The organism is Terrabacter aeriphilus (assembly GCF_039542985.1).
GTDB lineage: Bacteria > Actinomycetota > Actinomycetes > Actinomycetales > Dermatophilaceae > Terrabacter > Terrabacter aeriphilus.
Genome location: NZ_BAABIW010000017.1, coordinates 110,585 through 136,248 on the forward strand (window position 1 = coordinate 110,585; position 25,664 = coordinate 136,248).

Genomic DNA, 25,664 nt, shown 5'->3' on the forward strand with positions numbered 1-25,664 from the left:
GGGCGCCGGGAGGTCAGCGCGTCACGGCAAGCACCCCTCGGGCACCGAGCTCGGCGTCCGCCATGGCGTGGGTGACGAACGGGTACCGGCCGGGCTCGGTGGGCCTCAGCTCGACGAAGCCGCCCTGGCCCGGTGCGAGGGCGAGCACCTGCGCGCCACCGTCGCGTCCGCCGGACGGCCCGCGACCGCGGTCGAGCAGGTAGGCACCGTCGGCGTACACCGTGTCGAACTGCGACCCGACCACGTGGAAGCCGCTGCCGCGGTTCGGCCCCGCCGCGAGCACCCAGACCCGCACCCGCTCGCCGGACCGGCTCCTGAGCGGCTGGGCGGTGTACTGGTTCGCGACGCCGTTGAACGTCACGGCGTCCGGTTGGTCCGCGGCCGCAGCGTCCGCGTCGACCTCCCGTCCCGGAGCCTCCCCGTCTCCGTCGACGAAGACCTCTGACTGGACGAGGACGTAGCTGCGGTTGACGACGGGCAGGTCGGGTGGCTCGATCACGACGGTCCCGAACAGGCCCGCAGCGATGTGGGCGCTCATCGGCATGGTGCTGCAGTGGTACATCCAGATGCCGGCGCGCGCGGCAGTGAAGCGGTACGTGAGCGTGCCGCCCGGCGGGATCGTGCGCATGACGGCGTCCGGGGCGCGCTCGCCCGCGTGGAAGTCGACCGAGTGCCCGATCGAGCCACCGTTGACGAGGGTCACGACGAACGTGTCACCCACTCGCCCGTGCAGCGTCGGTCCGGGCACCGAGCCGCCGAAGGTCCACCGCTTCTGCCACCAGCCGGGCGCCACCTCGAGCTGCACCTCCTCGACCCGCAGCGTGACGCGGTGGACCCGCTCCGGGGTGAGCGGGGGCAGGGTCGCGTCGACGGCCTGGAAGCCCGCCGCGAACGCGCCGTCGAGCCGGAGCGCGGGGGTGGATGTGGCGTGGCCGGGACCCGTCGCCGTCGAGCCACTGGTCGAGTCGCTGGGAGGGGCGCCTGTCGGGTGCTGGGGCGGTGCTCCGCTGACGACGAGGTGCAGGACCATCCCCATCTGGCGGTGGCCGACGATGCTGCACCAGCCCTCCGTCGGGGCGCCGACGACGCCGACCGTCACCGTCGCAGACCGCCCAGGCATGACGCGGGGGGTGTGGGTGCCGTTGCCGAAGGTCAGGTCGTGCGGCGAGCCGACGTCGGTGTTGACGAGGTCGACCACCAGCACGTCGCCCGCGGGCACGACGATGCGAGCCGGCACGAACGCCATGTCGTGAGCCTCCACGCGTGCACGCGTGGTGTGGCCACTGGGTGCGGCGCCGCCGGCGAGGGAGACGGCCGTGGCGCCCGTGCCCCCCGCGAGCGCGGGACCGACGGCGATTCCGAGGGCCATGACGAGAGCGACGGTCGAGAGGGCGCCCGTGACCTGGCCGCCTCGCCCGTGCAGGGGGGAGACCGGGTGCCCGGCGTCAGCTCCGGCGCGGCCTGGACCGTGGACGGGGCCGTCGGCAGGGGACCGGCGCGCGGCTACGGCAGCCCGGACCGCGCCGAGCAGGAGCAGCACGAACGCACCCAGCGCCCCGAGGACGAGGACGGAGACGGCGATGCGCACCGTGGAAGGGACCGGCAGCAGGGCGATGACCAGACCGAGCTGGACGACGACGACGCGCCACACCCACCCTCGATCCAAGCGTGATGACGCGGCGCGGACGACGGATGGTCCACCGCCGAGCACCACAGGGATGAGGTGCGAGAGCGCGCCGAAGAGCAGCTGCAGCGCGAAACCCAGCGCGATGACGGCAGCCACGACGCCGTACCCCTGTGCGACCGAAGCCCATGCTTCGGCCGTGCCGATCCGCCAGCCGACGAGGATGAGTGCGACGGCTCCCCAAGCGAGGCCTGCGGTCACCGACCAGGTCGCGAAGGAGCGCGGGGGCGCCTGCCGGGAGGGCCGCGCGAGGGCCCGTCCCCACCACCACAACCCGGCGGCATACGTCATCAGCCCGACGAGGGCGATGCTACGGTTCCCGGTCAGGGCACCCGCGACGAGCACCACGAGACCGGCCACGAGGACCGGGAGCGATTGTCGCGCAAGGCGTTCCGCGCGGTCGTCCATGCGTGTGCGCAGCATCGTTGGCCACAGGGTCACCAGGGTGCCGGTCACGGTGAGCCCCAACCAGCCGAGCACCATGACCATGGAGTGGGCCACGAGCACCCTCGAGTGCCAGTCGTCGTCGAGCCCACGAGCGAGCCACGCGCCGAGGCCCGCTCCCGCCGGGACGGCCGACGCGGCGGCGAGGTAGTAGTACACGGTGACGCGAAAGCGGCCGGGCAGGGCGGAACGCAGGCGCCTCCAGAGAGCCACCCCGTGCCAGACGGCGGCGACCGTGACACCGACCGCTCCGGCGAGGGTCAGGGCCCACCATCCCGTCGGCACGCCGACGAGCACCCCGGCGGCGCCGGCGAGCAGGACGAGGATGCGACGGTTCTGCTGGGCGCGGTCGTCGAGCAGCTCCGCGGTGCGAAGGATCGCCTGGGTGAAGTGGGTGCTCCACACCATCGCCGAGTGGGTGACGGCGCCGAGCAGCACGAGGTGGACGAGCAGCCAGTCAGCCGCGGGCACGAACGGGTGGACGAGTGCCAGCACGCCCGCGACCGCGAGCCAGGCGATGCCCGGTCGATCGCGCAGCGGGAAGCGGCTCCGCGTGGCAGTGGGGCGTCCTGGCTGCGTCGCCGAGTCGTCGGCAGCAGGGGTGGGCTTGCCCGGTCGTCTCATACGGCGTGCGGGTGCTCGTGTGGGTGCCCGTGGGCCGCAGGTGTCAGGGACTCGACGCGGTCCCATTCCGGTCCGGCGAACGCGATGGCCGCTGCCGGGAAGAGCCCGTTCTCCTCCCGGTCGATGTGGTCGCGCAGCGCGCGCTCGAAGACGGGAAACCGGCGGTGCTCGCCTCGGCGGATCGCCACCAGCTGCCTGCCCAGGTCATCGTGCTCGGCGCAGAGGGTGGCCACGTGGTCGGTGAACTCCGGGTCCTCGGAGAGCACGGCGAAGATCCCGGACTCCTCCGCCGAGGTGTGCGGGTCGAGCAGGTGCCCCAGGCGGTGGGCGGCACGCTCGACGGCCGCGTCGTCGCGGCGTTCGCACGCCCGGCGCAGGTCTCCGGACGCGTTGATGATCTCGACGTGCTCGGCCATGAAGCGGCCGACCACGGTGATGGACTCGCAACCGCAGTAGGAGCACACGGTGGTCCCTGTCCCTCAGGCCCGAGTGATGGCCAGGCGCCAGAGGTCGGGGCCCTCCACGAGGTAGCTCACGGTGACGGGGCCCTCGCGGTCGACGATCTGAGCGAGCAGCGGTTTGGGGTCGTGGGGCGCCACGAGCACCAGCGTGCCGCCCGGGGGGATCGCTCCCAGGGCTCCGAACACCGTCGCGTGCCGGATGGCGTGCGGAATGGGTCGTACGTCGAGCTCGGGCGCGCCGTGCGCGGCGTCGTCGCAGCCACACGAGTGGGCTTCGGTGATGGGCAGGTCGAGTCGGGCATCCATGGGTGGCCTCCGGGAACGATATTTTATACAATGACATTGTGAAAAGTACCCCTGCTGACGGCCCGGCACCAACTCGGCTCGGTGCCGGCACCCGTCCGAGGCTCGACGCCGCCCGGGCCCGGGTGCTCACGGCCGTCCGTGACGTCGTGACCGACAGCACCGGCGGGCCAGATGCGGCCCCCGGTGAAGGGGTCACCGTCGGGGACGTCGTCGACCGGCTCGGCGGCCACCCGAACACCGTGCGTCACCACCTATCCGCCCTCCTCGAGGACGACCTCCTCGAGGTTGCGCCGGCACTCACCGGGAGGCGGGGGCGGCCGGCGACGCGCTATCGCACCACGGCGCTCGGGCAGGCTGCGGACGACGGCAGGGCGGAGCTGGTGGAGGAGTACGTCGCCCTGGCGGCCGCGTTCGCCGAGCGCTTGGCCGAACGCGGTGGCGATCCAGGTGACGACGCCCGCTCTATCGGTCACGTCTGGGGTGCGACCCTGTCCGCCCGCGAGGCTGCGCCCCGTGACCATCGGGGGCGGCGGCAGCCGGCGACAAGTCGTCGGGAGGCGGTGGTCGGCATGCTGTCCCGGCTCGGATTCTCGCCGGCCATCGAGCCCCGTGGCGCGCGGGCGCTGGACGGCGCGACGGTCCTCCTGCGGACATGCCCCCTGTTGGAGTCGGCGCGGCGCCATCCAGAGGTGATCTGTCGGGTGCACCTGGGACTCGTCGAGGGTGTCTTCGCCGGGCAGGGTGAGCCGGCGTCCGACGTCGCGCTGGAGCCCTTCGCGCGCCCCGGAGCCTGCGTCCTCACGCTCCCGCCCGAGTCGCCAGCCTGAGGTGGCCGCCGTCGGCACGTCCGCGGTGGCGCCGCTAGACTTCCGCGGACACTGGAGGGCTCGCATAGTGGCCGAGTGCGGCGGTCTTGAAAACCGCTATGGGGTCAAACCCATCGTGGGTTCGAATCCCACGCCCTCCGCGCAGGGCTCCGAGGGCGCGGAGCGCCTCGGAGCCCCAGCGGAGCTCTCTGGTCCGCACCGACGGACCGCCACGAGACGGCATACGTCGGCGGTGGCGTGCTCGGGGCCGTTCCGCGGCGGAGTTGGTGGCGGTCCGTCGGGGCGGCCGTCGGCGTCCGGGCATGAAAAAAGGGGCTCCGGAGATCCGGAGTCCCTTTCGTTCATGGTGGTCAGAGGAGGCCGAGGCGCTCCTCGAACGTCGTGCTGGAGTTGTACTGACCGACCAGCTGGGTGCGGGACGGGCGGTTCATCGCTGCGAAGAACGACACGATGTACGACATGGCGGTATTCAGTTTCCTTGCATGGCAAAGCCCCCGCCGATTCGTCGTTGGGGGCTCGGTGGTCGATCGTCATTCCGGGACGGTCAGGACCGGCAGACCGTCCGCGACCCGACCGGGAGCGTGGTTGGGCCGCGGACGAGGCCTGCTCCGCAATCATAACAGTTCTGCAACCATGCTCGAGACGCCCGTTGACCTTCGGCCGGCCGCGTGAGATACGACAGTGTGAGCAGACCCTCCGGCCCGGACCGCGGCCCGTCCACCACCGAGATCCTGGGCCGCCTGGCCCCGCTCGACCTCCCGGCGCCGAGCCCGCTGGTGCTGCGCGGCAAGCGGTTCGACGCCGGCGCGCCGGCCGTGATGGCGATCGTCAACCGCACGCGTGACTCGTTCTTCAGCGGCAACCGGCACGCCGACCTCGACTCGGCCAAGGCGGCGCTCGCCGACGCGGTCGAGCGGGGTGCCGACCTCGTCGACGTCGGCGGTGTGCGCGCCGGCCAGGAGGGTGAGGTCGTCGACGCCGACGAGGAGATCCGGCGGGTCGTGCCCTTCCTCGAGTGGGCCCGCGGGGCGCACCCCGACGTCATCCTCAGCCTCGACACGTGGCGGGCCGAGGTCGCGCTCGCCGCCGCCGGCACCGTCGATCTCGTCAACGACACGTGGGCCAGCCACGACCGCGACCTCGTCCACGTCGCTGCACGCATCGGGGCGGGCTACGTCATCTCGCACACCGGCGGGCTCCCGCCCCGGACCGACCCCGTCGACGTCAGCTACGGCGACGACCCCCTCGACGTCGTGCGCGACGTCGTGCGCACGCTCGCGGAGGGGGCGCGGGCCGCCGAGCGAGCCGGCATACCGAAGGAGCGCATCCTCGTCGACCCCACCCTCGACTTCGGCAAGACGACCGCTCACTCGCTCGAGGTGCTGCGGCACACGGCCGACGTCGTGGCGCTGAACTACCCCGTGCTGCAGGCGATGTCGCGGAAGGACTTCGTCGGCGAGACGCTCGACCTGCCGGCCGAGGAACGGCTCGAGGGCTCGCTCGCGGCGACGGCGGTGGCGGCCTGGCTGGGGGCCACGGTGTTCCGCGCGCACGACGTGCGGGCGACCCGTCGGGTGGTCGACATGGTGGCCACGATCCGCGGCGACCGGCCGCCCCGCCTGGCCCTGCGGGGGACCTCTCGAGGGGCCGGGACCGAGCCCGCCTGAGCGGTCGAAAAAGGCGGCCGTCGCACCTCACCGCGGGCTGTATTCTGCTAGGTTCGTCGCGGTTGCAGTTGCAGTTCCTAGCAGTCGAGCAGGCGCCCGTCATCAGCAACGGTGACGGGATTTCTTTTCGACGTCGGTGGGTCCGCCCGTCGAGTGGAGTCACGGCGGCAGCTTGGGAGGCGCGAGGTGCGTTGTCCCACACGCTAGAGAAGGAAGAGTCACCCGTATGGCACAGGGCACCGTCAAGTGGTTCAACGCTGAAAAGGGCTTTGGCTTCATCGCCCAGGACGGCGGCGGCCCCGACGTTTTCGTCCACTACTCGGCCATCCAGTCGAACGGCTACCGTTCGCTGGACGAGGCGCAGCGAGTCGAGTTCGAGGTCACGCAGGGTCCGAAGGGCCCGCAGGCCGACGCAGTTCGCCCGCTCTGACACTCGAGATCCACAGCAACGAGCGACACCAATCCCGTCGTTTGTGACGAAGCCCCCGGCCGTCGGCCGGGGGCTTCGTTCGTCACCGGGGCCCTGCCCGGCGGCGCGACTCAGCAGGTCTCGTACGCGTCGGCCTCGGAGGTCGTCGACGTCGTCGGGGTGCTCGTCTTCGACGGCTTGGGCGTCGCCTTGGGCGGCGCGATCCCCTTCTGGACGAGCTTCCGGATGAGGTCGTAGTCCGGGTCGCCGGACTGGACCCCCTGAGCCTGCGTCAGGGCGACGCTGTTGATCTTCGACTTCTGCACGCGCTCGACGAGGTCGACGAAGGCGGGCAGGTTCTGGCCCGGGATGTCGGTGTAGATGTTGTTCTTGAGGATGCTGGCGATCTCGGGGTACTTCGTGACCATCGAGGCGGGGTTCACCTGGTTGACGATCGCCTGCACGACGCAGCGCTGCCGCATCTGGCGGTACGTGTCGCTGTCGGCCGCGCGGGTCCGGGCGTACCAGAGCGAGTGCCAGCCGTCGAGGTGCTGACGGCCCGGCTCGAAGTAGCCCTTGACGCCGTAGAGGCGCCCCGACGCGTCGTGCGCGCCGCCGATCGTCAGCTTGGTGCCGTAGCCGCTCAGCTTGACGTTGATGTCGAGGCCGCCCATGGCGTCGATGAGCTGGGAGAAGCCCTTGAGGTCGATGACGACCATCTGGTCGACCTTGAGGCCGGTGATCTCCTGCACCGCGCCGCGGATCTCGGTGCGCCCGGGCTCCTCACCGGTCGGGTAGGAGCCGGGGTGGCTCTTCGCGTACGTCTCGGCCTCGACGTAGAGGTTGGTGAGCATGCACTGCCCGGGGCCCTGCGAGCACGTGCGGTTGGGCTGGCCGAAGTGGCCCGACGGGTAGCGGGCGAGCAGCGGGCTCTCGGGTGAGAGAGGCGCGTTGAGCAGGTTGCGGGGCATGGAGATCAGGGCCGTGCGACCTGACTTCGTGTCGATGCTCGCGAGGATCATCGAGTCGGTGCGGATGCCGATGCGGTCGGCGCCGGCGTCGGAGCCGAGCAGCAGGATGTTGACGCGGGCCTGGTCGGCCCACGGGTCGTCGCCCTCCGCGACCTGCGCGCCCACGCCGGGCTTGATCGGGGTCGTGCCGAAGACCTGGGCGACGGTGGTCTTGGTGATCGTCGCGTACTCCGCGAACTTGAACGAGGAGCCGGCGACGAGGAACACCATGAGCGTGGTGAACGCGGCGAGCAGGCGGGTGCGCGTGCTGTCGAGGCGGGCCGGGCGCGACTGCACCGCCGTGAGGATGATCGAGCCGCACCAGAGGATGCCGCCGACGACGAAGAGGATCGCGAGCACCTGCAGCAGGGTGGGGCGCGAGACGATGGTCAGCGCGGCGTTCGTGGCGCCCGTGCGCAGGACGTAGTACGCGCCGACCCCGAGGGCGAGGACCGCCAGCACGAGGATCGTCCAGCCGGCCTTGCGGCTGCGCGTCCGGGTCAGGCCCGCGCCGGGTACGACGGTGCCCAGAGCGGTGAGTCCGACGGCACGACGGAAGCCCGACCTGAGCTCACGACGCAGCGTGTCGCGGGTCTGGCCGGCAGCCTGACCTCGCGCGTTCGGGTTGGTCATGGAGTCCTCTCTCATCCGCTCGCGCGCACGAGCCGACATGACATTGTGCCCCGGATCCTCGCGTGATACCGCATCGCCCCCGGCGTCGCCGCGTCGGGGTGCCGGAGGGACCCGGTTTGGGCGGGGCGCGCTCGTGCCGGTAGCCTGTGTCCGCCCGTGCATCCGACGCCGCCTCGGCGGTCTCGATCCGGGCACGGAGGCGTCGCATAGTGGCCTAGTGCGCCCGCCTGCTAAGCGGGTTGAGGATAAAACCTCTCGCGGGTTCAAATCCCGCCGCCTCCGCCAGCACATGACAGAAGGACCCCGACACGCTTTTCGTCGGGGTTCTTCTGTCATGTGCTGACCGAACGCGTGGTCTTTGGGAGGAGCTCACGAGGCCCCGAGGAACGAGGGGCCTCGTGAGCGACGGCGTCCCGCCGCCTCCGCCCGGTGGGCGGCCCGCAGATCATGGCCTCTCGACGGTGCCGGACCCGCAAGTAGTGGCCACTCGACGGTTTCGGGCGTGTCGGCGGCTCAGGCGGGGGTCTCGCTGCCCGCCTCGACGTTGCGCCGGGCCAGGTCGCGCTTCGAGAGCGGCACGGCCACCCAGAGCGCGAGGCCGAACACGAGCAGGGCCCCACCGATCCACAGGGCGGCCGTGTGCGACAGGAGCACGTCGAGCACGAGCACGACGCCGCCGACGATGCCGAGCCCGAGCGTCAGCAGACCCACCATCATGAGCCGGTCGGTGTAGGTGACGAGGAAGTCCTTGAGGCCCTTGCGGAAGAGCGTCCGGTGCATGGCGACCGGCGCCGTGAAGGTGATGACGCTGACGGCGAGCGCCAGCAGCGTGCCGACGTAGATGGTGCGCTGCAGGTCCGTGAGGATCGTGAAGCGCTGCTGGAACGGCACGGTCAGCAGGAAGGCGAAGAGGATCTGCACGCCCGCCTGGGCGATGCGCAGCTCCTGCAGCTGCTCTCCGAAGTTGCGGTCGATCCGCTCCGCCTCGGACTCGTCACGCGTGTAGGCCGTCTGGTCGCTCATGGGTGACACGTACCCCGCTGCACGTGGCAGGGCCCGGCACCGCAACGGTGCCGGGCCCTGCATCACGTCGTCCGCGCCGGTGCGGCGGCGGGTGGAGCGATCCTCGGTGGTCGGGTCAGCCCTGGCCGACCCGCGCCTTGAGGGTGTCGAACTCGGCCCACAGCTCCGCGGGGAGCTGCTCGCCGAACTTGTCGAACCACTCCTGGATGAGGGGCAGCTCCTTGGCCCAGTCGGCCGCGTCGACCCGGATGGCCTTGGCGACCTGCTCGGGCGTCATGTCGAGCCCGTCGATGTCGATGGCGCCCTCGGTCGGCACGAACCCGATCGGGGTCTCCACGGCATCGGCGTCGCCGTCGAGGCGCTCGATGACCCACTTGAGCACCCGGCTGTTCTCACCGAAGCCGGGCCAGAGGAAGGAGCCGTCCTCCTCGTCACGACGGAACCAGTTGACCCCGAAGATGCGGGGCAGCTTGGACGCGTCCGCGCTCTTGCCGATCTCTAGCCAGTGGTTCATGTAGTCACCGGCGTGGTAGCCGATGAAGGGCAGCATCGCCATCGGGTCGCGGCGCACGACGCCGACGGCGCCGGTGGCCGCAGCCGTCGTCTCGGACGACAGGGTGGCGCCGATGAAGGTGCCGTGCTGCCAGTCGCGGGACTCGTAGACGAGCGGCACGGTCGTCTTGCGGCGGCCGCCGAAGAGGATCGCGTCGATCGGCACGCCGTCGGGGTTGTCGTACTCCGGCGCGATCATCGGGCACTGCGACGCCGGCGTGCAGAAGCGGCTGTTCGGGTGGCTCGAGAGCGTGCCGGCCTTGCCGTCCTCAGGCGTCCAGTCGTTGCCGTGCCAGTCGGTCAGGTGCGCCGGCGGCTCGTCGGTCATGCCCTCCCACCACACGTCGCCGTCGTCGGTCAGGGCGACGTTGGTGAAGACCGAGTTGCCCTTCTCGATGGTGGCCATCGCGTTGGGGTTGGTCGAGGCACCCGTGCCCGGGGCCACGCCGAAGAGACCGAACTCGGGGTTGACGGCATACAGCCGCCCGTCCTCGCCGAAGCGCATCCACGCGATGTCGTCGCCGACCATCTCGGCCTTCCAGCCGGGCACGGTCGGGGTGATCATCGCGAGGTTCGTCTTGCCGCACGCGGAGGGGAAGGCCGCCGCGACGTAGTGCACCGAGCCCTTCGGCGACGTGAGCTTGAGGATGAGCATGTGCTCGGCCATCCAGCCCTCGTCGCGCGCGATCGCCGACGCGATGCGCAGGGAGTAGCACTTCTTGCCGAGCAGCGCGTTGCCGCCGTAGCCCGAGCCGTAGCTCCAGATGGTGCGCTCCTCGGGGAAGTGCACGATGTACTTCGTGTCGGAGCACGGCCACGCGACGTCGGCCTGGCCGTCGGCGAGCGGGGCGCCGACCGAGTGCAGCGCAGGCACGTAGTCGGCGTTCGTTTCCTCGATCTTGCGCAGGACGGCGTCGCCGCAGCGCGCCATGACGAGCATGGAGACGACGACGTAGGCCGAGTCGGTGATCTCGACCCCGAACATCGGCACCTTGGCGTCGAGGTGGCCCATGACGAACGGGATGACGTACATCGTGCGGCCCTGCATGCAGCCGCGGTAGAGCTCGGTCATCCGGGCCTTCATCAGCTCGGGTGCCATCCAGTTGTTGGTGGGCCCGCAGTCCTTCTCGTCGACCGAGCAGATGTAGGTGCGGTCCTCGACGCGCGCGACGTCGGTGGGGTCGCTCGCGCAGTAGAACGAGTTCGGCTTCCGGCTCTCGTCGAGCCGCGTGAACGTGCCGGCGTCGACGAGCTGGTCGGTCAGCTCCGCCCACTCCTCGGGGGTGCCGGTGATCCAGCGGATGTCGCGCGGCTGAGTCAGCTCGGCGACCTGCTCGACCCAGGCGGCCAGGCCCGCGTGCGTCGTGTGTGTCTGTTTCTCGTGGGTCGTGGTCAACTCGGGGCCCATCCCTTCGCGCGCGGTGCCGCCCGGCACCACGTCGTGCCGGTTCGAAGCTGTCCCCCACGTGGCCCGGCGCGAGCCCGGATGGGGCTGCAGGTGTCCACATGCTGAACAGATGACGTGATGAGTTCAAGGTACGCGCCGGCACCGGTGCCTTTGGCCGCTACCGGACCGGGCGGCGGTGAGACGGCTCACACCGGGTGGTGACCGCAAGAATTTCGACGACGGGCTGCCGTTTTCTTGCAGTCCTTGCAGTCGCCGTCGGTCGCGCGCGGGGGCCGATTTCGTCTCTGCCGACCCGACCCGCTAAGGTAACTCTTCGTTCCTCCGGACACGTTCCGGAACGGATCTGCACCCGTAGCTCAACGGATAGAGCATCTGACTACGGATCAGAAGGTTAGGGGTTCGAATCCCTTCGGGTGCACTCTGTGTTGAGACAGAAGAAGAACGGTCCGCCCTGCGAGAGCAGGCGGGCCGCTCTCGCTTTTCCGGGGTGCGCGCTGGGTGCCGGCGGGGTGCGGAGCAGAGGGCCGCGTGACGCGGCCGACACCCGGGTGGGGGCGGAACGCCTTGCGCAGCGGCCGTGGCGGGGGTTGGGTGAGACCGTCCGTCCACCGCCGCACGTCCGGAGACCCGATGACCGTTTCGCCGTCCGCCACCGCGACCGACCTGGACCCGACGCTGTCGCACACCCGCGGCGAGACCGAGCCCGCGCTGCTCGAGACGACGATCGGCGACGACTTCGACGCCACGGTCGCGCGATTCCCCGACCGCGAGGCCCTCGTCGACGTCGCGCAGGGCCGGCGGTGGACGTATGCCGAGCTGCAGGCCGACGTCGACCGGCTCGCCCGCGCCCTGCTGGCCGTCGGCGTGCGCACCGGCGACCGGGTCGGCATCTGGGCGCCCAACTGCTCGGAGTGGACGCTCGTGCAGTACGCGACGGCCAAGATGGGCGCGATCCTCGTCAACATCAACCCGAGCTACCGCTCGCACGAGCTGAAGTACGTCCTCGAGCAGGCCGGCATCTCGACCCTGGTGGCGGCGGAGTCGTTCAAGTCGAGCAGCTACCGCGACATGGTCGACGAGGTGCGCGAGGAGGTCGAGACGCTCGAGCGGGTCGTCTACATCGGGACCGCCGACTGGGATGCGCTCGTCGCGCGGGCCGACGACGTCGCCGCGAGCGAGCTGGCCGGCATCCAGGCGGGCCTCGCGAACACCGACCCGATCAACATCCAGTACACCTCGGGCACGACGGGCTTCCCCAAGGGTGCGACCCTCAGCCACCGCAACATCCTCAACAACGGCTACTTCGTCGGGGAGCTCTGCGACTACACGGAGGAGGACCGGGTCTGCATCCCGGTGCCGTTCTACCACTGCTTCGGCATGGTCATGGGCAACCTCGCGTGCACGACGCACGGCGCCTGCATGGTGATCCCGGCGCCCGGCTTCGACCCCGCGGCGACCCTGCGGGCCACGCAGGACGAGAAGATCACCTCGCTCTACGGCGTGCCCACGATGTTCATCGCCGAGTGGAACCTGCCCGACTTCGCCGACTACGACCTCTCGAGCGTGCGCACCGGCATCATGGCCGGCTCGCCGTGCCCGGCGGAGCTGATGAAGAGCCTCATCGCGGCCGGCATCGAGGAGATGACGATCTGCTACGGCATGACGGAGACGTCGCCGGTGTCGACGCAGAACCGCACCGACGACACGTTCGAGCAGAAGGTCGGCACCGTCGGCCGCGTCGGGCCGCACCTCGAGATCAAGATCGTCGACCCGGTGAGCGGTGAGACCCTGCCGCGCGGCCAGGCCGGCGAGTTCCTCACCAAGGGCTACTCGGTGATGCTCGGCTACTGGGAGCAGCCCGACAAGACGGCCGAGGCGATCGACGACGGCTGGATGCACACCGGCGACATCGGCGTCATGCACGACGACGGCTACGTCGAGATCACCGGGCGGATCAAGGACATGGTCATCCGCGGCGGCGAGAACGTCTACCCGCGCGAGATCGAGGAGTTCCTCTACACGCACCCGGACGTCCTCGACGCCCAGGTCATCGGGGTGCCCGACGAGAAGTACGGCGAGGAGCTCTGCGCGTGGGTCCGGATGAAGGACGGCGCCGAGCCGCTCACCGCGGAGTCGCTGCGGGCGTTCTGCACCGGCCGGCTCGCCCACTACAAGATCCCCCGCTACGTCGAGATCGTCGACGAGTTCCCCATGACGGTGACGGGCAAGATCCGCAAGGTCGAGATGCGGGAGGAGACCGCCCGTCGGCTCGGGCTCGGGTAGGCCGCAACGGTCGGTCGGGGTGCGTCCCGGGCAGTAGGTTTTGCGGTGAGGCCGCTTGGGTCGGCTCTCGACTCGATCGACTCGACAAGGGGATGCAATGTCCGACACGGGCAAGACGGTGCTGTGGATCGCGGTGGCGGTCGTCGTCGTCGTGGTGGTCGTCTGGTGGTTCGTCGCCGCAGGGCGTCGCCGCGAGCACGAGGCGCGCCGCTTCGAGGCCGGCGAGCTGCGCGCGAGCGCCGACGAGCGTCGCGCCGAGGTGCGCAGCCGGGAGGACCGCGCGTCGGTGACCGGCGAGATGGCGGCGGAGGCGCGGGCGGAGGCCGAGCGCAAGGCCGCCGAGGCCCGGCGGCTCGAGGACCAGGCCCGCCGTGACCGCGAGGCGGCCACGGCCGCGGCGGCCGAGCAGCAGCGGCTCGCCCGCGAGGCCGACCGCATCGACCCCGACGTGCGCACCGACGAGCAGGGCCGCCGTCTGGACGCCCCGGCCACGAACGGGCCGCTCGGCGCCGACGAGGACGAGGACGACGACCTCGCCGACGCCGTCAACCCCTTCGCGCCGCCCGCCGACCTGGCGGCCGACGAGAGCGTCGGCGGGACGCGTGAGGCCCCGGTGGGTACTGAACGGACGACAGCGGCGTCGACCGACACCGGGAACGGCACCGGGACCGACACCGAGACCGCCAGCGAGGGGACTCCTGCCATGGCCCAGAGCACACCCAGCACGGACGGGGCGGACGCCACCGAGCCGACCACGCCCACGACCGGGGAGACAGCCGCCGAGCCGATCGAGGAGCCGGTCCCTGTCCCGGCCGACGAGGTCGACGAGGTCGACGAGGTCGACGAGGTCGACGTACCGGCGCTCGCCGACGCGGACGACGTCGTCGTGGCCGGCGGCACCCCCGACAACGACCCCGGCGACCACCGCGGCCAGCCGTGGGCGACGACCCCCGGCCAGCCCGGTCTGGACGACGGCGACGAGCCGGCGGACGAGGGGGTCGACGTCGACATGGCGCCGCACTCCCACGCGAGCGACGAGACCGACGAGGTCGCCGAGGCCGTCGGCGACGACGCCGCGGGTGACCGGGTGCCTGACGACGACGCGGACGGCACGGGTGCGGACTCCGGTGCGCAGGCGGGCTCGCGCCGGGTCTCGGAGTTCGACGAGGTCGTCGACGGTGGCTTCGGCCTCGGCTCGGCCGCGCCGATCCACGACGGCGCCCAGCCGCTCGGCCACGCCGTCAAGGGCCGCCGCGAGGCCATGACGTTCACCGGCCCCGGCGACGAGGGCTACGACGACGCCGAGCCGGACGTGTGGTTCTACAACGAGGAGGCCGCCCGCCGCGCCGGCTTCCACCGCGACGGCGAGTGACGACCGCCTGACCACGGACTGACCACCGCCTGACCGCTCGATCGCAGGAGCGCACCCGCGCCCGGGGAAACCCGGGCGCGGGTGCGCTCTTCGCGCTCATAGACTGGCCCGCATGGTTTCACCGCTCGTGGCGATCACGCCCAAGGTCCAGTCCGCGATCGCCGCCGCTCTCGGCGACGACTTCCGCGAGGCCGACCCGGTGCTGCGTCCGTCGCAGTTCGCCGACGTGCAGGTCAACGCCGCACTCGCGCTCGCCAAGCGGGTCGGCATGCCGCCGCGCGAGGTCGCGGCCAGGATCGTGGCCGCCCTCGAGCTCGACGGCGTCTGCGAGGGCGTCGAGGTGAGTGGCCCCGGCTTCATCAACCTCACCTTCTCCGACGCGTGGCTCGCACAGCTGCTCGCGCAGGTCGCGGGCGACGAGCGGGCCGGGGTGCCGCTCGAGGAGACGCAGAACATCCCGATCGACTACTCCGCGCCCAACGTGGCCAAGGAGATGCACGTCGGCCACCTGCGGACCACCGTCGTCGGTGACTCGATCGCCCGCACGCTCGAGCACCTCGGCCACCACGTCATCCGGCAGAACCACATCGGCGACTGGGGCACCCCGTTCGGCATGCTCATCGAGCACCTCCTCGAGGTGGGCGAGGGATCGCCGGAGTCGGAGCTGCTCGTCACCGACCCGAACGCCTTCTACCAGGCCGCGCGGGTGAAGTTCGACGCGGCGGAGAAGGCCGAGCCGGCCGGCAGCGCCGGCGACTTCAACGTGCGCGCCCGCTCGCGCGTCGTGCTGCTCCAGGCCGGCGACGCCGAGACGCTGCGGCTCTGGAACGAGCTCGTCGACCTCTCCAAGGTCTACTTCAACAAGCTCTACTCGACGCTCGGCGTCACCCTGACCGACCTGCACCTCGCCGGCGAGTCGATGTACAACGACGCGCTGCCCGGCATCTGCGAGGAGCTCGAGTCTCGGGGCATCGCCGCGGTGTCGGAGGGCGCGCTCTGCGTCTTCCTCGACGGCTACACCGGCCGGGAGGGCAAGCCGGTGCCGCTCATCATCCGCAAGTCCGACGGTGGCTACGGCTACGCCACGACCGACCTCGCGACGATCCGCTACCGCGTGCGCGACCTCGGCGCCCACCGGGTGCTCTACGTCATCGGTGCCCCGCAGTCGCTGCACCTCAACATGGTGTGGGACACCGCCCGCAAGGCCGGCTGGCTGCCCGACGACGTCGAGCCGGTCCACGTGCAGATCGGCAACGTGCTCGGCGAGGACCGCAAGATCCTCAAGACGCGCTCCGGGGCGCCGCTGCGGCTCATGGCCCTGCTCGAGGAGGCCGTCGACAAGGCCCGCTCCGTCATCGACGAGACGCGGCCCGACCTCGACGACGACGTCCGCGCCACCATCGCGCGCCAGATCGGCATCGGCGCCGTCAAGTACGCCGACCTGTCCGTCGCGCACGACAGCGAGTACGTCTTCGACCTCGACCGCATGGTCGCCCTCACCGGCAACACCGGCCCGTACCTGCAGTACGTCGTCGCGCGGATCCGCTCGATCTTCCGACAGGTCGCGCTCGACCCGGCCGACCAGCACGCCGCGCTCGTGCTCGGCGAGCCGCACGAGCGGGCCCTCGCCCTGCACCTGCTCGGGTTCGGCGACGTCGTGGCCGAGGTCGGCGCGACCTACGAGCCGCACCGGCTCGCCGGCTACCTCTTCGACCTGGCCCAGGCGTTCTCGGCGTTCTACGAGAACTGCACGGTGCTCAAGGCCGACCTCGACGAGGTCAAGGCGTCGCGCCTGACCCTGTGCGCGCTCGTGCTGCGGGTCATGACGACCGGACTCGACCTGCTCGGCGTGGAGGCACCCGAGCAGATGTGACCGGTTCGACCCGTTGTCGATCCGACTGCGGGAGAGGACAGTCGGTCGCATGAGCGAGACGAGCGGGTGGGACTTCAGCGGCCTCAGGGCCACGTACGTCAACTGCACCCTGAAGAAGAGCCCGGAGACGAGCCACACCCAGGGTCTCGTCGACGCGAGTGCCGCCATCATGCGCGAGCACGGGGTGCGCGTCGACGAGATCCGTCTCGTCGACCACGACGTCGCGACCGGCGTCTACCCCGACATGCGCGAGCACGGCTGGGAGACCGACGCCTGGCCGGACCTCTACCCCGGCATCCTCGAGAGCCAGATCCTCGTCGTCGCGGGCCCGATCTGGCTCGGCGACAACTCGAGCGTGACGAAGCGTCTCATCGAGCGCATCTACGCGTTGAGCGGGATGCTCAACGACAAGGGCCAGTACCTCTTCTACGGCAGGGTCGCCGGCTGCCTCATCACCGGCAACGAGGACGGCATCAAGCACTGCGCGCAGAACGTCCTCTACAGCCTCCAGCACGTCGGCTACACGATCCCGCCCAACGCCGACGCCGGCTGGATCGGCGAGGCGGGGCCCGGCCCGAGCTACCTCGACCCGGGCAGCGGCGGACCGGAGAACGACTTCACCAACCGCAACACGACGTTCATGACCTGGAACCTCATGCACCTGGCGCGGATGCTCGACGCGGCGGGGGGAGTGCCGGCATACGGCAACCAGCGCTCGGCGTGGAACTCGGGCGAGCACTTCGGGTGGCACAACCCCGAGTACCGCTGAGCTGAGCGGCGCCGGCGCCCGAGTCACCCCGCGGGGATGATGCCGCCCGCGGGCGGTGGTCCGGACGATGGGAGGGGCACCAGAGCGGTGCTGCCTTCGAGAGAGGTCGGCCCATGTCGTTCTGGGACATCATCTGGTTCATCATCGTCTTCTTCGCGTTCGCCTCCTACCTCATGGTGCTCTTCTCGATCGTCGGGGACCTCTTCCGTGACCCGTCGGTGTCGGGAGGCATGAAGGCCGTGTGGGTCGTCTGTCTCGTCTTCTTCACCTTCATCACGGCCGTCGTCTACCTCATCGTGCGCGGCCGCGGGATGAACGAGCGCTCGGCCAAGGTCTACGAGCAGGCCCGTCAGGCGCAGGAGAACTACGTGCGATCGCTCGCCGGCTCCGGCACCTCGGCGCCCGAGCAGATCGCCAAGGCCAAGGAGCTGCTCGACTCGGGCGCCATCTCCGCCGACGAGTTCGCCACCCTCAAGCAGAAGGCGATGGCCTGAGCGGCCAGGGGCCGAGGGCCGCGGTGGGTGTCCCTCCCGGCCTGCCCGGTCTCGGCGAGCACGCGCGGCTCGTCGTGCCGCCCGGTCAGGACCCCGTCGCGATCCTGCAGGAGCAGGGGAGCAGCCGCATCGAGGAGCTGCTGCCCGTGCGCTACGGCCGGATGCTCGCCTCGCCGTTCGCCTTCTACCGCGGTGCGGCCGCGATCATGGCCGCCGACCTCGGCGCCGGCCCGCGGACCGGCCTCGACGTGCAGCTCTGCGGCGACGCCCACATCTCGAACTTCGGCCTCTTCGCCTCGGCCGAGCGACGGCACCTCTTCGACCTCAACGACTTCGACGAGACGTGGCCCGGCCCCTTCGAGTGGGACGTCAAGCGGTTCGCCGCCAGCCTCCACGTCGCGGCACGCGGCAACGACGTCGGGCGGAGGCGTCGGCGCGCGATCGTCGTGCAGGCGGTGGACGCCTATCGGCGCAGCATGGCCGACTTCGCGGGCCGCTCGACGCTCGAGGTCTGGTACGCCCACGTCGAGCTGCAGCCCGGCCTGCCGCAGCTGAAGAAGGCGCTGCCGAAGCCGGCCCGGTCGTCGGCCCGCAAGGTGGTGACCGCCTCGCGGGGGCGGGACTCGACGCGGGCCGCGCGCAAGCTGACCGTCACCGTCGACGGGCAGCCGCGCTTCCGCAGCGACCCGCCCCTGCTCGTCCCGATCCGTGAGCTGGCCCCCGACCGGGTCGCGGCGCTCGGCGAGTGGCTCGACCGCCTGCTCGACCAGTACCGCGAGAGCCTCCAGTCCGACCGGCGCGTGCTGCTCGACCGGTTCCGGCTCGTCGACGTCGCACGCAAGGCGGTGGGTGTGGGCAGCGTCGGCACCCGGGCCTGGCTGCTCCTCCTGCTCGACGAGGGCGGCGAGCCCCTCGTGCTGCAGGCGAAGGAGGCGGTGCGCTCGGTGCTGGCCGACCACGCGCCCGCCGTCGGCCCGGGCAACGAGGGGCAGCGGGTCGTCGAGGGACAGCGCCTCATGCAGGCGAGCAGCGACCTGCTCCTCGGGTGGCAGCGCACCGCGGGCGACGACGGCGTGACGCGGGACTACTACGTGCGCCAGTTCCACGACTGGAAGGGCGGCTACGACGTCGAGTCCCTCGACGCCGACAACCTCGAGCTGCTCGCCCGGATCGCGGCCTGGACCCTGGCGCGCGCGCACGCCCGTTCCGGCGACCGGCGCGCGCTCGCCGCCTACCTCGGTGACACCCTCGAGTTCGCGGAGGCGGTCGCGGACTTCGCCGAGGCGTATGCCGACAAGAACGAGCGCGACCACGCGGCCCTCGCGGCGGCGGCGGCCGAGGGACGGGTGCCCGTCGCCTGAGTGGCGCGGCCGGGCTCGCCCGGCGATGCGCTAGATTCCGGCTGCCGACTCACAGGGGAGAGACCACATGAGCTACCAGCCGCCCACCACCTCGGGCACGCCCGACGTGCCGCCGACACCGGACGCCCGCGAAGCCGGCATCCCGGTCCCGACCGCGCCGCAGCCCGTCGCCGGCACGCTGCCCGCGCCAGTCGGGCAGCCGTATGCCGCAACGTTCCCCGCGACCGCGAGCGGGACGGCGAGCGGCCCGGGTGCCGGGGTCCACGTGCGCCCGTGGCGCTCGTCCAACGACGTCATCGCGATCATCGCGCAGGTGCTCCTCGGCCTCACCGCCCTCGTCAACCTCGCCGTGGCGTTCACCGACGTCAGGCTGGCCGGGCTCGTGCGCGAGCGCGACTTCGACCGGGTCGTCGAGCTCGCCACGTCGGCCGAGTCGACCTACCGCCTCGCGATGCTGCTCGCCGTGCCGACCGTCATCGTCTTCGTCGTCTGGGTGCACCGCCTCTGGACCTCCGACCGGTCGGCGCACGCCGTCTACACCCGGAGCACCCGTCTCGCCGTGGGTGGCTGGTTCATCCCCGTCGCCAACCTGCTGCTCGGTGGGCGGGCGCTGCGCGACCTGTGGCACGGCACGGCGGCGGCCCGGGCCGGCGTCGACCAGGGCCCGGGTGTGCGCAGCACGCCCCGACTGCTCCTCGGCTGGTGGGTGGCGTGGTGCGTCATGTTCGTCACCACCCTCGCCAGCCGCGGTTCGCAGGCGGGGGTCGACCGGGCCACGTCGCTGACCGAGCTCGTGTCGGCGCTGGAGTCGGCGATCAACGCCGAGGTCGCCGCCTGCACGATCTCGGCCGTGGCCGCCGTGCTGCTCGCCCTCGTCATCCGCCGCATCACCGGCTTCACCCGGCGCTGAGCGGGGCGGTCGTCAGCGACCGTGCGTGCGCGCGAGCAGGTCGCGGTAGCGCGCGACGACCGAGGCCTGCTCCTGCTCGGATCCCGGCACGACCTCGTGCTCGGCCTCGATCCCGGCCTGCCAGGTGGGCGGCTCGGCCGCGCCCGAGAGGGCCCACGCCGCCTGGCGGGCCGCCCCGATGCCGACGTACTCACCGGGCGCGGGCACGGCCACGGGTGCGCGGAAGAGGCCGGGCGCGAGCTCCCGGACGGCCCGCGACGCGGAGGCCCCACCGATGAGCAGCACCCGGTCGACGCGCACGCCGTGGTCGCGCAACGCGTCGACGCCGGCGACGAGGTTGCAGAGCATGCCCTCGACCGCGGCCCGGGCGAGGTTCTCCGGCGTGGCGTTGGCGCGGGTGAGCCCACCGAGGGTCCCCGTGGCATCCGGCAGGTCCGGGGTGCGCTCGCCGTCGAGGTACGGCAGGAGCGTCAGGCCGTCCGCTCCCGGTCGCGCCTGCAGGGCGAGGCGGTCGAGCTCGGCGAGGTCGACCCCGAGCAGGGCCGATGCCGCGCCGAGCACCCGGGCGGCGTTGAGGGTGCACATGAGGGGCAGGTGGTGGCCGGTCGCGTCGGCGAATCCGGCCACGGCGCCGCTCTCGTCGCGGATCGGCGTCTCGCTGCGGGTGAACACCGTGCCACTCGTGCCGAGCGAGACGACGACGTCGCCGGGGGTCGTCGTCAGACCGAGGGCCGCGCCCATGTTGTCACCGGTGCCGGCCGCGACGAGGACGCCGCCGGCCGTGCGTCCCGCCGCGGCCGCGGGCGAGAGCACCTCGGGCACCTCGAGGACGCGCCCGAGCGAGAGCTCGAGCAGGTCGAGGCGGTAGTCGTTGGTGGAGGCGGACCAGTAGCCCGTGCCCGAGGCGTCGCCGCGGTCGGTGCTCCACCGCTCGAATCCCTTGCCCTCCTTCAGGATGCGTCCGGTCAACCAGTCGTGCGGCAGCACGACGCGGGCCACCCGGCGGGCGGCGTCGGGCTCGTGCTCGGCCAGCCACCGCAGCTTCGTCACGGTGAAGCTCGCCACGGGCACGCTGCCCACGGCATCCACCCACGCCGCCACACCACCGAGCTCGTCCACGAGGTCGCGGGCGGCGCCGGCGCTGCGGGTGTCGTTCCACAGCAGGGCCTCTCGCACGACGACGTCGTCCTCGTCGAGCGTCACCATGCCGTGCTGCTGACCGCCGACGGCGAGGGCCGCGACGCCGTCGAGGACCCCGTCACCGGTCGCCTCGACGTATGCGTCCCACCAGCGGTCCGGGTGCACCTCGGTGCCGTCGGGGTGGGGCGCGCGGGAGGTCCGCACGACCTCGCCCGTGTCGGCGTCGCAGACCACGACCTTGCTCGACTGCGTCGAGCTGTCGACCCCGGCGACGAGGGTGCGGCCGTCGGTCATGCGCCGACCTTGCTGCTCCAGCTCTGCAGCGTCGCGCGGGCGCCCTGGTCGTGCAGGGCGGCGAGCGCCTCGGAGTACGCCGCGGTGAACCGGGGGTCGTCGGCGAGGCCACCGAAGAGGTCGCGGTCGCGCAGGAAGGCGAGGGGGTCCTGTCGCTGCCGTGCGGCGGCGGCCATGACGCGGTCCTTGATGCGGTCGACGACCTCGATCGGCTCGCCCTGCTCGTCGACGCCCTCCGCGTAGCGGGCCCAGGAGGCCACGACGAGCGCGGAGCGCTCGACGTCCCCGCCGGTCTCGAGGTTGCGCACGATGACGGGCACGAGCCACTTCGGGATCCGGTCGGAGCTCTCGGCGCAGAGGCGGGCGAGCGTGTCACGCACCTCCGGGTTGGCGAAGCGCGCGATGAGCTCGTGTCGATACGCGTCGAGGTCGACCCCGGGCACCTCCGGCAGGGTGGGGCTGCCCTCGTGCTCCATGTAGCCGAGCAGGAAGTCGACGAAGAGGGGGTCCTGGCACACCTCGTGCGCATAGCGGTAGCCGGCGAGGTAGCCGAGGTAGCAGAGCGCCTGGTGGCTGGCGTTGAGCAGGCGCAGCTTCATCAGCTCGTAGGGCACGACGTCGTCGACCAGCTGCACCCCCGACTCCTCGAGCGGAGGACGCCCGTCGGTGAAGTGGTCTTCGAGCACCCACTGGGTGAACGGCTCGCACACGACCGGCCAGCCGTCCGCGATGCCGAACTCCGTTGCCAGACGGTCGATGTCGTCTGTGGCGGTGACGGGTGTGATCCGGTCGACCATGGCGTTGGGGAACGACACGTGCTCGTCCATCCAGTCCGCGAGAGCCGGGTCCTTGAGCCGCGCGAAGGCGGTCATCATCCGTCGCGCGACGTCGCCGTTGCCGGGCAGGTTGTCGCACGACATGACGGTGAACGGCGTCTCGCCGGCCGCGCGGCGGGCCTGGAGACCCGCGACGACGTAGCCGAACACGGTCCGGGGCGTCGCGCCCGGCTCGAGGTCGGCGACGATCGCGGGGTCCGTGGCGTCGAACTCGCCCGTCACCTGGTTGACGAGGTAGCCGCCCTCGGTGATCGTCAGCGAGACGATGCGGGTGCGCGGGTCGGCGAGGCGGTCGACGACGGCCTGCGGGTCGTCGGGGGCGAAGAGCATCTCGACGATGCTGCCCACGACCTGGGCCTCCCGATGACCGTCGGGGTGCTTGACCACGAGGGTGTAGAGGCCGTCCTGGGCGTTCAGCGTGTCGACGATCCGCCGGTCCTGGGGGAGTGCGCCGACACCGCAGATGCCCCAGTCGAGCCCGTGGCCGGCGTTCATGAGCCGGTCGACGTACATCGCCTGGTGCGCGCGGTGGAAGCCGCCCACACCGAAGTGCACGATGCTCGCCGTCACCGCACCGCGGTCGTATGCCGGTCGCCCCACCCCGGGCGGCAGGGAGGCGAGGCTGCCGGCGGTGAGCTGGACGGGCTGGGCCGTGGGGGCGGAAGGGGGCGTGCTGGACATGGGTCCTCCAGGTGTCTCGAAGGGCGCGGCGACGGGTGGGGGCGGCTTCAGTGGGCCTCGGACATGCTCCACATCGTCCACAGCTCGGTGCGCATGCGCCGCGGCTGGGTCAGCGTGTAGCCGACGGCCCTGGCGATGTCGCCGGGCTCCATGAAGTCCCCGTCGGCCGGGTCGCGGTCGCCGAAGCGACCGTCGGCGGCCGCGAAGGGCGTGTTGACGCCGGCGGGGGCGATGGTCGTCGTGCGGATCAGCTCGGAGCGCAGCTCGCGGTCGAGGGCGTAGCCGAGGTTGATCTGCGCGGCCTTGGTGGCGGCGTAGACGGCCTCCTTGCCGCCGCCGATGAGCAGACCGGCGACCGACCCGATGATGACGAGGTCACCGCCGCCGCCCTGCTCCCGGAACCGGCGCACGGCCGCGCGGGCCAGCCACACCGTGCCCTTGACGTTGACGTCGACCATGAGCGACACCTCGTCGGCGGAGTAGTCGAGCACCCCGCCGTAGAAGCCGACCGCCGCGTTGGCCACGACCGAGTCGAGCCGGCCGAAGGAGCGCACCGCGGTCGCGACGAGGTCGTCGGCGGTCGACTCTCTCCGCACGTCGCCGACGGCGAGGGCGAGGCGGTCCTCGCCCCAGTCGGCCCGGAGCCCGGCCAGCGCCTCGGCGCGCACGTCGCCGGCCACGACCCGGCCACCGGCCTCGAGCACGAGGCGGGCGATCGCGCCGCCGATCGCGCCGCCGGCGCCGGTGACCGCGACGACCGTGTCGGTGAGGTCACGGGCGTGCCCGGTGGAGTCTGCCGTCACTTGATCGCTCCCATCGAGAGTCCGCGCACGAGCTGCTTCTGGGCGACCCAGCCGGCGACGATGACGGGCAGCGCCGCGATGGTCGCGGCGGCGGAGAGGACGGCGAGGAACTGGCCGCGCCCGTCGACGAAGCTGCCGAGGAAGGGCGGGGTCGTGCGTGCCGACGAGCTCGTCAGCAGCAGCGCGAGGAAGTACTCGTTCCAGGCGAAGATGAAGCTGATGAGCGCCGCGGCCGCGACTCCGGGGAGGATGAGCGGCAGGACGATCCGGACGATCTCGCGGAACATCCCGGCGCCGTCGACCCGGGCGGCCTCGATGATCTCGAACGGCACCTCGAGCAGGAACGACCGCATCATCCACACCGTGACGGGCAGGTTCATCGCGCCGTAGACGATGGCGAGGACGTAGATGTTGTCGAGCAGGCCGACCGTCTTGAAGATCATGAAGAGCGGCAGGACGATCGCGGCGAGCGGCATGAACCGGGTCGAGATGAAGAAGGACAGCGAGCCCTCGACGTTCTTGACCCGACGGATCGACAACGCGTACGCGGCCGGGATCGCGAGCAGCACCGAGATGACCGTCGAGGTGACGGCCGCCGTGAGCGAGTTCTGCAGGTAGCCGGCCATGCCGCGGTCCATCGCGAGCTGGTAGCCCTCGGTGACCGGCTGGAAGAAGAACGTCGGGTTGATCGACGAGGCGAGTGACTCCGGCTTGAACCCGTTGAGGAACATCCACAGCACGGGGAAGAAGAAGACGAGGACGAGGATCCAGGTGACGAGGGTGGTGAGCGCTGCCCGGGCCGACCGGGGTGAGCGGGTCGAGCTGTTCATCGGCTTCCTCCTGCCATGAAGACCTTGAAGACGCTCTTGAGCGCGATGGTCGCGACGATGATCGTGAGGACGACGGTCACGACGCCGTAGGCCGCGGCCTGCCCGACGTCGAGGCCGATGAAGGCTCGCTCGTAGAGGAGGTAGGCGAGGGTCTTCGTGCCGCCGGTGCCCTTGGTGAGGATGGCGATCGGGTCGAAGACCTGCAGGATGATGACCGAGCCGAGCAGCACGCCGATCTCGATGTACATCCGGAGGTGGGGCAGCGTGATCCAGGTGAAGGTGCGCCACGTGCCCGCACCGTCGACCTTGGCAGCCTCGAGGATGCCCTGGTCCTGACCCTGCAGCCCGGCCAGCAGGATGAGCATCATGAACGGCGTGAACTGCCACGTGAGGACGATGATGACCGTCATCAGGGGGTGCTCGGTGCTCCACGACACGACCGGCAGGTGCAGCGTCCGGAAGAGCCAGTTGAGCATCCCGATGTTCGTGTCGAACATCGAGTACTTCCAGATGAGCGAGGCGGCCGCCGGCATGATGAGGAAGGGCGTGATCATCAGCGTGCGGGCCACCGCCCGCCCGCGGAAGTCCCGGTTGAGCAACATCGCGAAGAGCAGCCCGAAGAGGAGGGCCAGGACGACCGAGATGGCCGTGATGAGGACCGTGGCGACGATCGAGGGCCAGAGGTCACCCGAGGTGAGCGCGCTCGTGTAGTTGTCGAAACCCGCGAAGGCGCGGTCGTTCGGGTAGAGCAGGTTCCACTTCGTCAGCGAGAACCCGATGGTCGTCAGGAACGGGATCTGCGTCAGCAGGATGAGGAAGATGACGGCCGGGAGCAGCAGCCCCCGGTTGCGCCAGAGCTCCTTGCGCTGCACGCGACGCTTGTCGGTCGCCGCGAGGGCCTGGACATCATCGAGCTCGGACGGCGTGGACGGGGTGGGCGGTGTGGTCGTGGTGGTCGTCATGTCGGCAC

Annotated in this window: 21 protein-coding genes and 3 tRNA genes; 13 read left to right on the forward strand and 11 right to left on the reverse strand. The window is 71.3% G+C overall.

The features are described 5' to 3' along the window. Positions 1–13 precede the first annotated feature (13 nt). The 3 genes from ABD979_RS13530 to ABD979_RS13540 form a co-directional block, all read right to left on the reverse strand. A complete protein-coding gene (locus tag ABD979_RS13530; RefSeq protein ID WP_345508015.1) occupies positions 14–2,752 on the reverse strand; it encodes a multicopper oxidase domain-containing protein in 2,739 nt (912 codons plus the stop codon). Beyond that, positions 2,749–3,168, reverse strand: a complete 420-nt coding sequence (locus ABD979_RS13535) for a hemerythrin domain-containing protein (protein ID WP_345508016.1) — start codon at positions 3,166–3,168, stop codon at positions 2,749–2,751. The genes ABD979_RS13530 and ABD979_RS13535 overlap by 4 nt, the downstream gene beginning before the upstream one ends. A 63-nt stretch (positions 3,169–3,231) precedes the next feature. Continuing rightward, positions 3,232–3,519 carry a DUF2249 domain-containing protein gene (locus ABD979_RS13540; protein WP_345508017.1) on the reverse strand — a complete coding sequence of 96 codons (288 nt, stop codon included), beginning with the start codon at positions 3,517–3,519 and terminating at the stop codon, positions 3,232–3,234. A gap of 38 nt (positions 3,520–3,557) precedes the next feature. On the opposite strand from ABD979_RS13540, the gene ABD979_RS13545 reads away from it, so the two are divergent. From ABD979_RS13545 to ABD979_RS13560, 4 genes are all read left to right on the forward strand, one after another. Next, positions 3,558–4,346, forward strand: coding sequence for a helix-turn-helix transcriptional regulator (locus tag ABD979_RS13545; RefSeq protein ID WP_345508018.1), 789 nt, complete (start codon positions 3,558–3,560; stop codon positions 4,344–4,346). Positions 4,347–4,399: 53 nt separating this feature from the next. Beyond that, a tRNA-Ser gene (locus ABD979_RS13550) sits at positions 4,400–4,486 on the forward strand. Between the two features lie 543 nt (positions 4,487–5,029). After that, positions 5,030–6,013 (forward strand): dihydropteroate synthase, encoded by a 984-nt coding sequence (gene folP / locus ABD979_RS13555; protein ID WP_345508019.1) that lies wholly within the window; start codon positions 5,030–5,032, stop codon positions 6,011–6,013. A gap of 226 nt (positions 6,014–6,239) precedes the next feature. Beyond that, complete coding sequence (locus tag ABD979_RS13560; RefSeq protein WP_013491183.1) at positions 6,240–6,443, forward strand: cold-shock protein; 204 nt, start codon at positions 6,240–6,242, stop codon at positions 6,441–6,443. A gap of 110 nt (positions 6,444–6,553) precedes the next feature. Here the strand turns inward: ABD979_RS13560 and ABD979_RS13565 are convergent, their stop codons facing one another. After that, positions 6,554–8,065 carry an LCP family protein gene (locus tag ABD979_RS13565; RefSeq protein ID WP_345508020.1) on the reverse strand — a complete coding sequence of 504 codons (1,512 nt, stop codon included), beginning with the start codon at positions 8,063–8,065 and terminating at the stop codon, positions 6,554–6,556. A gap of 195 nt (positions 8,066–8,260) precedes the next feature. On the opposite strand from ABD979_RS13565, the gene ABD979_RS13570 reads away from it, so the two are divergent. Further along, positions 8,261–8,350: transfer RNA gene (locus tag ABD979_RS13570), tRNA-Ser, on the forward strand. A 228-nt stretch (positions 8,351–8,578) separates the two neighbouring features. Here ABD979_RS13570 and ABD979_RS13575 read toward each other — a convergent pair. Then, positions 8,579–9,088, reverse strand: a complete 510-nt coding sequence (locus ABD979_RS13575) for a DUF6328 family protein (RefSeq protein WP_345508021.1) — start codon at positions 9,086–9,088, stop codon at positions 8,579–8,581. A 115-nt stretch (positions 9,089–9,203) separates the two neighbouring features. Continuing rightward, on the reverse strand, positions 9,204–11,048 hold the full coding sequence (locus tag ABD979_RS13580; protein WP_345508022.1) for a phosphoenolpyruvate carboxykinase (GTP): 1,845 nt from the start codon (positions 11,046–11,048) through the stop codon (positions 9,204–9,206). Positions 11,049–11,393: 345 nt separating this feature from the next. On the opposite strand from ABD979_RS13580, the gene ABD979_RS13585 reads away from it, so the two are divergent. From ABD979_RS13585 to ABD979_RS13620, 8 genes are all read left to right on the forward strand, one after another. Beyond that, positions 11,394–11,466, forward strand: a tRNA-Arg gene (locus tag ABD979_RS13585). Between the two features lie 212 nt (positions 11,467–11,678). Continuing rightward, complete coding sequence (locus tag ABD979_RS13590; RefSeq protein WP_345508023.1) at positions 11,679–13,331, forward strand: AMP-binding protein; 1,653 nt, start codon at positions 11,679–11,681, stop codon at positions 13,329–13,331. A gap of 97 nt (positions 13,332–13,428) precedes the next feature. Continuing rightward, entirely contained in the window at positions 13,429–14,703 is a 1,275-nt protein-coding gene (locus ABD979_RS13595; protein WP_345508024.1) for a sunset domain-containing protein, read from the forward strand. Between the two features lie 112 nt (positions 14,704–14,815). After that, complete coding sequence (argS, locus tag ABD979_RS13600) at positions 14,816–16,576, forward strand: arginine--tRNA ligase (protein ID WP_345508025.1); 1,761 nt, start codon at positions 14,816–14,818, stop codon at positions 16,574–16,576. A gap of 49 nt (positions 16,577–16,625) precedes the next feature. Then, positions 16,626–17,345, forward strand: coding sequence for a flavodoxin family protein (locus tag ABD979_RS13605; RefSeq protein ID WP_345508026.1), 720 nt, complete (start codon positions 16,626–16,628; stop codon positions 17,343–17,345). 113 nt (positions 17,346–17,458) lie between these two features. Next, the gene (locus ABD979_RS13610) at positions 17,459–17,839 is read left to right on the forward strand and encodes an SHOCT domain-containing protein (RefSeq protein WP_345508027.1); all 381 of its coding nucleotides are present in this window, start codon (positions 17,459–17,461) and stop codon (positions 17,837–17,839) included. Between the two features lie 23 nt (positions 17,840–17,862). Further along, entirely contained in the window at positions 17,863–19,200 is a 1,338-nt protein-coding gene (locus ABD979_RS13615) for a DUF2252 domain-containing protein (protein ID WP_345508028.1), read from the forward strand. A gap of 67 nt (positions 19,201–19,267) precedes the next feature. Next, entirely contained in the window at positions 19,268–20,110 is an 843-nt protein-coding gene (locus ABD979_RS13620) for a DUF4328 domain-containing protein (RefSeq protein ID WP_345508029.1), read from the forward strand. Positions 20,111–20,122: 12 nt separating this feature from the next. On the opposite strand, the gene xylB is transcribed toward ABD979_RS13620, so the two are convergent. Genes xylB through ABD979_RS13645 form a run of 5 tightly spaced genes read right to left on the reverse strand, consistent with a single transcriptional unit; the run spans position 20,123 to position 25,656 of the window. Further along, the gene (xylB, locus tag ABD979_RS13625) at positions 20,123–21,544 is read right to left on the reverse strand and encodes a xylulokinase (RefSeq protein ID WP_345508030.1); all 1,422 of its coding nucleotides are present in this window, start codon (positions 21,542–21,544) and stop codon (positions 20,123–20,125) included. Then, positions 21,541–23,061, reverse strand: a complete 1,521-nt coding sequence (locus ABD979_RS13630; RefSeq protein ID WP_345508031.1) for a mannitol dehydrogenase family protein — start codon at positions 23,059–23,061, stop codon at positions 21,541–21,543. Before ABD979_RS13630 ends, xylB begins: the two co-directional genes overlap by 4 nt. Before the next feature lie 47 nt (positions 23,062–23,108). Then, positions 23,109–23,864: an SDR family oxidoreductase gene (locus ABD979_RS13635; protein ID WP_345508032.1), complete on the reverse strand. Its 756-nt coding sequence runs from the start codon at positions 23,862–23,864 to the stop codon at positions 23,109–23,111. Beyond that, positions 23,861–24,694: a carbohydrate ABC transporter permease gene (locus ABD979_RS13640; protein WP_345508033.1), complete on the reverse strand. Its 834-nt coding sequence runs from the start codon at positions 24,692–24,694 to the stop codon at positions 23,861–23,863. Before ABD979_RS13640 ends, ABD979_RS13635 begins: the two co-directional genes overlap by 4 nt. After that, a complete protein-coding gene (locus tag ABD979_RS13645) occupies positions 24,691–25,656 on the reverse strand; it encodes a carbohydrate ABC transporter permease (protein ID WP_345508034.1) in 966 nt (321 codons plus the stop codon). Before ABD979_RS13645 ends, ABD979_RS13640 begins: the two co-directional genes overlap by 4 nt. Between the last annotated feature and the right edge of the window lie 8 nt (positions 25,657–25,664).

Bases quoted from the DNA above. Each gene is read 5' to 3' on its own strand.
- ABD979_RS13590 (WP_345508023.1), top strand. From the start codon at position 11,679: ATGACCGTTTCGCCGTCCGCCACCGCGACCGACCTGGACCCGACGCTG.
- ABD979_RS13605 (WP_345508026.1), top strand. From the start codon at position 16,626: ATGAGCGAGACGAGCGGGTGGGACTTCAGCGGCCTCAGGGCCACGTAC.
- ABD979_RS13530 (WP_345508015.1), bottom strand. From the start codon at position 2,752: ATGAGACGACCGGGCAAGCCCACCCCTGCTGCCGACGACTCGGCGACG.
- ABD979_RS13560 (WP_013491183.1), top strand. From the start codon at position 6,240: ATGGCACAGGGCACCGTCAAGTGGTTCAACGCTGAAAAGGGCTTTGGC.
- ABD979_RS13565 (WP_345508020.1), bottom strand. From the start codon at position 8,065: ATGACCAACCCGAACGCGCGAGGTCAGGCTGCCGGCCAGACCCGCGAC.
- ABD979_RS13580 (WP_345508022.1), bottom strand. From the start codon at position 11,048: ATGGGCCCCGAGTTGACCACGACCCACGAGAAACAGACACACACGACG.
- ABD979_RS13645 (WP_345508034.1), bottom strand. From the start codon at position 25,656: ATGACGACCACCACGACCACACCGCCCACCCCGTCCACGCCGTCCGAG.
- ABD979_RS13575 (WP_345508021.1), bottom strand. From the start codon at position 9,088: ATGAGCGACCAGACGGCCTACACGCGTGACGAGTCCGAGGCGGAGCGG.
- ABD979_RS13595 (WP_345508024.1), top strand. From the start codon at position 13,429: ATGTCCGACACGGGCAAGACGGTGCTGTGGATCGCGGTGGCGGTCGTC.
- ABD979_RS13630 (WP_345508031.1), bottom strand. From the start codon at position 23,061: ATGTCCAGCACGCCCCCTTCCGCCCCCACGGCCCAGCCCGTCCAGCTC.
- xylB (WP_345508030.1), bottom strand. From the start codon at position 21,544: ATGACCGACGGCCGCACCCTCGTCGCCGGGGTCGACAGCTCGACGCAG.
- ABD979_RS13640 (WP_345508033.1), bottom strand. From the start codon at position 24,694: ATGAACAGCTCGACCCGCTCACCCCGGTCGGCCCGGGCAGCGCTCACC.
- ABD979_RS13620 (WP_345508029.1), top strand. From the start codon at position 19,268: ATGAGCTACCAGCCGCCCACCACCTCGGGCACGCCCGACGTGCCGCCG.
- ABD979_RS13535 (WP_345508016.1), bottom strand. From the start codon at position 3,168: ATGGCCGAGCACGTCGAGATCATCAACGCGTCCGGAGACCTGCGCCGG.
- ABD979_RS13610 (WP_345508027.1), top strand. From the start codon at position 17,459: ATGTCGTTCTGGGACATCATCTGGTTCATCATCGTCTTCTTCGCGTTC.
- ABD979_RS13540 (WP_345508017.1), bottom strand. From the start codon at position 3,519: ATGGATGCCCGACTCGACCTGCCCATCACCGAAGCCCACTCGTGTGGC.
- argS (WP_345508025.1), top strand. From the start codon at position 14,816: ATGGTTTCACCGCTCGTGGCGATCACGCCCAAGGTCCAGTCCGCGATC.